General features: G+C 71.5%; 7 protein-coding genes. 2 read left to right on the top strand and 5 right to left on the bottom strand.

The genetic code is table 11. The features are described 5' to 3' along the window. Positions 1 to 119 precede the first annotated feature (119 nt). From trpM to ACWGI8_RS34965, 5 genes are all read right to left on the bottom strand, one after another. On the bottom strand, positions 120 to 338 hold the full coding sequence (gene trpM / locus ACWGI8_RS34985; RefSeq protein WP_453667196.1) for a tryptophan biosynthesis modulator TrpM: 219 nt from the start codon (positions 336 to 338) through the stop codon (positions 120 to 122). 7 nt (positions 339 to 345) lie between these two features. Beyond that, a complete protein-coding gene (gene trpC, locus ACWGI8_RS34980) occupies positions 346 to 1,155 on the bottom strand; it encodes an indole-3-glycerol phosphate synthase TrpC (RefSeq protein WP_453667195.1) in 810 nt (269 codons plus the stop codon). A gap of 127 nt (positions 1,156 to 1,282) precedes the next feature. Then, a complete protein-coding gene (locus ACWGI8_RS34975; RefSeq protein WP_453667193.1) occupies positions 1,283 to 1,732 on the bottom strand; it encodes a DUF2752 domain-containing protein in 450 nt (149 codons plus the stop codon). Between the two features lie 330 nt (positions 1,733 to 2,062). Next, on the bottom strand, positions 2,063 to 2,905 hold the full coding sequence (locus tag ACWGI8_RS34970) for an alkaline phosphatase family protein (RefSeq protein ID WP_453667192.1): 843 nt from the start codon (positions 2,903 to 2,905) through the stop codon (positions 2,063 to 2,065). Between the two features lie 40 nt (positions 2,906 to 2,945). Beyond that, positions 2,946 to 5,075: an alpha-galactosidase gene (locus ACWGI8_RS34965; RefSeq protein WP_453667191.1), complete on the bottom strand. Its 2,130-nt coding sequence runs from the start codon at positions 5,073 to 5,075 to the stop codon at positions 2,946 to 2,948. 195 nt (positions 5,076 to 5,270) lie between these two features. On the opposite strand from ACWGI8_RS34965, the gene ACWGI8_RS34960 reads away from it, so the two are divergent. After that, the gene (locus tag ACWGI8_RS34960) at positions 5,271 to 6,461 is read left to right on the top strand and encodes an ROK family protein (RefSeq protein ID WP_453667190.1); all 1,191 of its coding nucleotides are present in this window, start codon (positions 5,271 to 5,273) and stop codon (positions 6,459 to 6,461) included. Positions 6,462 to 6,580: 119 nt separating this feature from the next. Next, positions 6,581 to 7,835 (top strand): ABC transporter substrate-binding protein (locus tag ACWGI8_RS34955; RefSeq protein WP_453667188.1); only part of this gene is annotated, 1,255 nt, incomplete at its 3' end.

Genomic DNA, 7,835 nt, shown 5'->3' with positions numbered 1-7,835 from the left:
CGCTGCGTTGTCGCATCACCCAAGTACGTCCAGTACGAGGGCGATACTCCGCCTTGCGATGCACCGCACCGGACGCCGCGAGCTTCCCGGCAAACCTTTCCAGCCACAGCACTAGTCGCTCAGCGACGCCATCGCATGCCGTTGACCTGGCCGGGTTCGTCCCCGATGACGTACCGGACGCGGCGTCCGTGCACACGCCGGGCCGGGGCACGGCAGCCGCGCGGGCGGCAGCCGCGCGCCAGCGGGGCGTGCGGCACACATGCCGTGGCAGCCGCACCGGCCGGGCGACGGACGCTCGGCCGGTGGGCGGACGGTATGCGGCGGACGACGGCGGTCATGGGAGGGTCAGTCCCTCCCGTGCCGCAGGGCCGGGTGGGCGCCGGCGGCGACCAGATCGGCGACTGCGGCCTTCGGGTCGCGGCCGGTGACCAGGGACTCGCCGACCAGGACCGCGTCGGCGCCGGCGTTGGCGTACGCGATCAGGTCGTGCGGGCCGCGGACGCCGGACTCGGCGATCTTGACGATGCCCGCGGGGATCTCGGGAGCGACGCGTTCGAAGGTGGAACGGTCGACCTTGAGGGTCTTGAGGTCGCGCGCGTTGACACCGATGATCTTGGCACCGGCGTCCACGGCCCGCTCGACCTCCTCCTCGTCATGGACCTCGACGAGCGGGGTGAGGCCGATCGACTCGGCGCGCTCGATCAGCGAGACCAGAGCCTCCTGGTCGAGGGCGGCGACGATCAGCAGGGCGAGGTCCGCGCCGTACGCCCGGGCCTCCCACAGCTGGTAGGACGTGACGATGAAGTCCTTGCGGAGCACCGGGATGTCCACCCGGGCCCGCACGGCTTCCAGGTCCGCGAGCGAGCCGCCGAAGCGGCGCTGCTCGGTGAGGACGGAGATGACGGCAGCGCCGCCTGCCTCGTAGTCGGCGGCGAGTCCCGCCGGGTCGGCGATCGCGGCGAGCGCTCCCTTGGAGGGGCTGGAGCGCTTCACCTCGCAGATGACCTTGACGCCGTCTCCGCGCAGCGCGGCCACGCCGTCCTTGGCCTGGGGCGCCTTGGCGGCACGCTCCTTGAGCTCGTCGAGGCTGACCCGCGCCTGCCGCTCTGCGAGGTCGGCGCGCACGCCTTCGATGATCTCGTCGAGCACACTCACGCGAGCGGCCCCCTTCCGGGTGGTGGATCGTGGATCACTGTCAGCTATCTCGATGGTATCCGGAGGAGGGCGAAGGGCCCGCATCCGGTTGACCGCCGTCCCACTACCTGGAACTTCGCCCGGGGCGTCATGGCGCGAGCACCGAGCCGAAGGGCAGGTTCCGTACGACGGTGAAGACCGTCAGAACCCCGCCGAGCGCCCACCACCAGGCGGGCCCGAGGCCGATCCGCACCGGCAGGGCTCTGGCCGCGCGGACCAGCCAGACGGTCCACAGGACGGCGAAGACTCCGTACCCTACGACCGCGAGGGCGTTGGAGCCGAAGGCAGCGCCGAGATCGCCGTGGATGAAGGCGTGGGCGCTGCGCAGCCCGCCGCAGCCCGGGCAGTAGATCCCGGTGAACCGCAGCAGCGGGCAGACGGGGTAGTGACCCGGCTCGTTCGGGTCCACCGCGCCGACGTAGGCGAAGGCCGCGGCGACACCGGCCAGGGCGGCCAGTGGCGGGGCGAGCCTGCGCGCGAGCGGCGCGGGCGCCCCCGGTGCCGGGGACGGCCCCGGGGCAGGGGTGGCGGCAGACATGGCATCCACCTCGTGATTGTCCCCCGGTCATACCGAGAGGCGCAGCCCGGGCTCACCGGGCCGCGCCTCGTTCGGAGCGTGTAGGGCCTGTCCGGCGGATCAGGCTGGATCAGCGAGCGCCCGCCGTGAAGCGGCTGATGTCACTGATGTGGCTTCGGATCCAAGGCGGAGGATGGGGGTCCCCCCGCCGAAGGCAGGGGGAGAGTCATGGCGGAGCCATGCCGACTGACGACAACGCAGGAGACGGAGTCGCAGGGCGTCGCGAGCCCAGCAGGATCCGCCGGACAGGCCCTAACCCGTGGCGGGAGCGCATGGCCGTCCTCGGCGGGTTCACGTGGTGAAAGCGGTGCCGTCCAAGGTCCAGTGAGGGTCGGCCGTGATGCCGAGGGCCTTGTAGACGTGCGCGGCGACATCGGCGTGGTGGAGGTGCGACGGGGCCGCGCCGGGGGTCAGACCGGGACCGCACGCGGCGATCCAGGCCGTTCGCTCCTGGCGGCTCCGTCCCCCGTGGCCCCCTTCATCGCGGTGGCCGTGGTCCGTCACCACGATGACCGTCCACTCCTCCGCCGCGTAGCCGGGGCGATCGCGTACGGCGGTGAGGAGCCGGCCAAGGCGCCGGTCCGCGGCCTCGATCGCCTGGCGGTACTCCTCGCCGCAGCCGAGGAAGTGGGCGGTCTCATCGACGGCGCCGAGGTAGACGAAGCCGGCGTGGAGGTCCTCGTCCAGGGCGAGGAGGTGCTCCGCGTCGGCGGTCACTCTGTCGTCCACCTCTTCCCACGCCTCGGGGGTGTCCTCGCGGGGAGCGATGTAGCGGAGCCGGGTGGGGGCGACGAAGAGGGGGCCGCCCTGCTGGGCGAGGAAGAGCGGTGCCCAACCGCCGACGGCGAAGGTCCGTCGTCCGCAGTCGCTCGCGAGACGGGTCGTGAAGTCGGGGAAGACGTCGAGGCGATAGCCGTCGAGGCGGTTGGCCCAGACCCCGTGTTTGGGGACACCGACGCCGGTGACGATGGTGGTCCAGCACGGGCCCGACATCGTGGGCGTCACGGAGTCCACCTCGACGGGGGCCAGGAAGCCCGCGCGGGCGATCCCGTCGAGGTGGGGGGTGTGCAGTTCGGGGATCAGGTCGAGGCGTACGCCGTCGATTCCGATCACCAGTACGCGGGCGCTGTTCATGGGAGGTTCCAGGGGAGTCGTGGCTGGGGGCGGGGGGTGTTCAGGGGCCGACGCGGCGGAGCCGGATCAGGCTGCTGGCGTGGTCGCCGGCGGGCAGCCGCGGGTCGATGCCGTGGCGTGCGAGCACGGCGCCGCTGTGGACCTGGTTCAGCTCCGGGTCCAGGTAGTGCGCTTCGGGGTCGAGAGCGGGCAGCCGCACAGAGGCGGGGCGGTGCCCGAAGCCAGTTGTGGGGCGCCAGGTGAGGAGCACGTGCTCGCTGTCGTCCGGTGCCGCGTAGTGGACGGCGGCCACGGGCCCGGCGGCCGGGGCGACCCGGTGCTGGTGACCCCTCTGCACGAGCGGGCGGATCCGCTTGTAATCGGCCACGAGCTCGGCGGCTTCCGCGAGTTCCTCCTCCGACCAGGACGTCAGGTCTCCGCCCAGCCCCAGTGCGCCCGCCATGGCGACGTGGAAGCGGAAGCGCAGGGGGGTGCGCCGTCCGGTGGCGGTGTTGGGGCTGTCGGTCACCCACGCGGCCATGGCCTGGGCGGGGAAGAGCTGACTGAAGCCGTTCTGGATGCCGATCCGGTCGACCGGGTCGGTGTTGTCCGAAGTCCAGGCCTGATCGGTGCGGGCGAGGATGCCGAGATCGACGCGCCCGCCGCCGCCCGCGCAGGCCTCGATCCGCAGACCGGGGTGGGCGGCGCGGAGCCGGTCCATGATGCGGTGGACGGCCCGCGTGTGGTCGATCCACAGGCGGTCGGGGTCGGGGTGGCCGTCCCATCCCGCCTCGGTGAAGGCCCGGTTGGCGTCCCACTTGAGCCAGTCGACGTCGTTCTCGCGCACCAGGCGGTCGAGGGTCTGCTGGGCCCAGGCCTCGACCTCGGGCCGGGCGAAGTTCAGCACGAGCTGATTGCGGAGTTCGGTCGCGTCGAGCCGGGGGGAGTGGACGACCCAGTCCGGATGCGCGCGGTACAACTCGCTGTCACGGTTGACCATTTCCGGCTCGACCCACAGGCCGAAGTCCATGCCGAGGCCGTGCACCTCGTCGACGAGCGGGCGCAGTCCCCGGGGGAAGGCCTCGGGGCGAGGAGTCCAGTCGCCGAGTCCGGACCGGTCGTCGCGACGGGTGCCGAACCATCCGTCGTCCAGGACGAAGAGTTCGGCACCGACGTGGGCGGCCAGGTGTGCGAGGCGGATCTGACCGGCCTCGTCGACGTCGAATCCGGTGGCCTCCCACGAGTTGTAGAGCACGGGCCGGTCCCGCTCGGGCCCGGGCAGTACGTGCGCGCGCACGTAGTGGTGCCAGGCGTGACTGGCGGCGCCGAAGCCGTGCGGGGTGTACAGCCCGGCGTACACCGGTGTGCGCAGGCTCTCGCCCGGCTGCAGGGTCCAGCTGAGCCCTTCGTGGCCGAAGCCGCCGGTCCAGGTGGTGTGGCCGCTCGGATCGCGGTGGATGGTGACGCGCCAGCTCCCGCTCCAGGCGAGCGCTGTGCTCCAGACCTCACCCCGGTCCTCGGTCGCGGTGCCGTCGTCGAGGGCCAGCCAGGGACTGGCGTGGTGGCTGGTGAGACCCCGACGGCTGGTCAGTACGGTCTCGGCGACCGGAAGCCGGTCGCGCTGGAGCTGGAACTCGCTGTTCCAGCCCCCGATCAGATGGCTGAGCCGGTAGTCGGGCAGCGGGGGAGCGGTCCAGGACGCCGAGTCCAGCCGGTTGACGCTGATCGGATCCGGCGGACCGTCCGCGGCCCCGGTGTGGGTCAGTTCCGTCCAGCGCTCGATGACGTCGGTGTCGCTCCGGACGCGGTAGCAGAGTTCGGCCCGCAAGGGTCGGTGCCGGTCCTCCAGGCGCAACCGCAGTTCGCCGCCGTCGACGGTGTGACCGGCGAACCGCCACTGGGCGCCCCGGGTCCCGTCGGCGAAGCGGACCTGAAGGCCGGCCGGGCCGAAGCGCGCCCCGGTCTGCGGCGCGAGTTCGTCGGCGGCGGCATCGGCCTCGAAGCTGCTCGCCGCGGGGGAGACCGCGTCCGGGACCTCGGCGAGCGTCACGGTGTCGAGCGGCGGGCCCCAGTACAGGTGCCGGGGGCTGCCGTCGGAGGCGAGGCGCAGCGCGTAGAGGCTGTTCGGTGTGCGCAGGACCGCGAGGCCGAGGCCGGGGTCGAAGGTGACGGGCGGGAGCGTGGCGTGCACGGATGGGTCCCCTGAGGGTGTGGTGAGGAACAGGGTTGAATCCAGGGCGACTTGGAGGCATGGCGACACAACACCCGGAAGACGGTGCCGTGTTCGTGAAGTCCTGGAGGGCACGGAGGCGGGCCCGAGCGTAGGGCGGCCCCAACTCCCAAATCAATACTGGAAGAAGTTATTTATTTGCTTTATGTTGCTCCCGTGTTTCGACATCAGTCCCGGCCTCTGGTCAGTGCGCCCGCCGAGACCGCGGTCCTCGCCCTGCTCCTCGTGGAGGGTCCACTCAGCAGAGTGGAACTGGCGCGGCGGACCGGGCTCTCCTCGACCGCGGTCACCAAGGCGGCCAGGCCCCTCATCGACGACGGTTATCTGTACGAACTCCCGCCGGAGCGCACCGCACCCGGTGCCGGCCGGCCGGTCAACCCGCTCGCGGTCGCCCCCGACCGGGAGTACTTCATCGGCCTGAAGATCAGCTCCGACCAGGTCTTCGGCGCCGTATGCGATCTGCGCGCCGGGATCCGGGCCACGGCCGTCCGTCCTGTCGACGACTGCACCCCCGAGGCCGCCGCCGGCCTCACGGCCGAGCTCGTCGGCGAACTGCTCGACGCCGACCCCGCGTTCCGTGCCCGTACACGACACCTCGGCGTCGCGGTGAACGGGGACGTGGACCGGGACAGCGGCCGGCTCCGCCACTCCGGCCTCCTCGGCTGGCGCGACGTCCCGCTCGCCGAACTGCTCACCGCCTCCACCGGCCTGGCCGTCACCGTCGAGAACGACGTCAGGGCCCTGACCGTCGCCGAGCACTGGTTCGGCGAAGGCATCGGTACCGAGTACTTCGCGCTGGTCACCATCGGTGCGGGCATAGGCTCCGCCCTGGTCGTCAACGGGCAGCTGCTCAGGGGCGCGTACGGTGTCGCGGGCGAGGTCGGCCACCTCTGTGTCGACCCGACCGGTCCGCACTGCCGCTGCGGCGCGCGTGGCTGCGTCGAGGCGATCGCCTCGACCGACGCGATCCTCGCGGCGGTCCGCCTGGCCACCACGAACCCGCACCTCACGTTCGGCGAGGTCGCCGACATGGCCCGGGACGGTCTCCCCGCGGCGCGCGAGGCCTTCGCCCGGGCCGGACACGCCATCGGGGTCGGCATCTCCGCACTGGTCAATCTCGTCGGCCCGGAGCGTGTCGTCGTCAGCGGCGAAGGCGTCGACGCCTACGACCTGTTCAGCCGCCACATCCAGGACGCGTACGCCGAGCACGCCTTCGGGGCGGCTTCCCGGTGCCCGCTGTCGCTGCGGCCGCTCCCCTGGGAGGAATGGGCTCGTGGCGGCGCCGCCGTGGCCATCCAGGCCCTCTTCCCGCAGTACGCAGCCACCACCACGATCGGCGCCGGCTGAACATCCCGCAGCCGTCGCGTACGACTCCCTGGCCGACGCCCTCCTCTGCCGGCAAGCAATGACGAAGGCGCCGGCCAGGCAGCACATCCGCCCCGCCACACCCACACAGAAGGTGCGACATGAGCACACGCAGACCAGAGCTTAGCCGACGCGGATTCCTCACGGGATCGCTGCTCGTCGTCGCCGGAAGCGTCCTGTCGACCGGGTGCAGAACCGACCCCGTCGGCGGCTCCGCAGGCTCCGGTGCCAAGACCACTCTCAACGTCTGGTATCACGCCTACGGCGAGGCCGGGACCCAGCAGGCCGTGCTCCGCTACGCCACCGCCTTCACGAAGGCCAACCCCGACATAGCCGTGAAGGTCACGTGGGTTCCGGGCGACTACACGGGCAAGGTCAACGCGACCCTGCTGACCGACGCCGCCCCCGACGTCTTCGAGATCGGCGACTTCAGCGAGAGCCTCGCCCGCCGCGGTCAGATCGCCGCGCTCGACGACGTGTACGGCACCGCCAGGAGCGACTTCAACACGAACGCAGTCGAGGCTGTCACCGTCGACGGCAAGCTCTACGGCGTCAAGATGATCGACGACGTCATGATGCTGTACTACAGCAAGAACGCCCTTGCGAAGGCCGGGGTCACCCCGCCCACGACCTTCGACGGTCTCGTCGCCGCGGCGAAGGCCCTGACCACGAAGAAGAACAAGGGCCTTTTCGTCGGCAACGACGGCCTCGGCGACTCCGGGAGCATCGCCGTCTTCTCCAACGGCGGCGAACTCGTGACCCCCGACGGCAAGGTGGCGTTCGGATCGGCACAGGCGCTGGAAGCGCTCAAGGGGCTGAAGCGCCTGCACGACGACAAGTCGCTCCTGCTCGGGTTCACCACCGACTGGTGGGACCCCGCCGCCCTCACCCAGGGCGTCGTGCCGATGCAGTGGAGCGGCCTGTGGGCGATGCCCGCGATCAAGTCCGCCCTCGGTGACGACTTCGGCATGCTGCCGTGGCCCGCCTTCAAGGCCGGCGGCGCTCCCGTCGTCCGCGTCGGCGGATGGACCAGTTGTGTCAACGCCAAAGGCAAGAACGTGGCCGCGGCCAAGAAGTTCGTCCAGTGGCTGTGGGTCCAGCAGTCCGACCTGCAGAAGGACTTCGCCGAGAGCTACGGCTTCCACGTCCCGCCGCGCAGGTCCGTGGCGGCGTCCGCACAGAAGCTCTCCCAGGGCACGGCCAGGGAGGCCGTGGTGCTCGCCGAGAAGCACGGCAAGCACTTCCCGGGAACCTGGGACACCGCCGTGAGCAGCACGTTCAACGCGGCCGCGGTGAAGATCGTCGAGGGGCAGGGCGATCCCGCCGCCCTCCTGGCCGACGCGGTGAAGAAGGCCC

The organism is Streptomyces sp. NPDC054841 (genome assembly GCF_053611045.1).
This window is presented reverse-complemented; position numbering and strand designations above follow the sequence as displayed.

Coding starts and splice junctions, on each gene's coding strand:
- ACWGI8_RS34975 (WP_453667193.1), bottom strand. CDS start 1,732: ATGTCTGCCGCCACCCCTGCCCCGGGGCCGTCCCCGGCACCGGGGGCG.
- trpM (WP_453667196.1), bottom strand. CDS start 338: ATGACCGCCGTCGTCCGCCGCATACCGTCCGCCCACCGGCCGAGCGTC.
- ACWGI8_RS34970 (WP_453667192.1), bottom strand. CDS start 2,905: ATGAACAGCGCCCGCGTACTGGTGATCGGAATCGACGGCGTACGCCTC.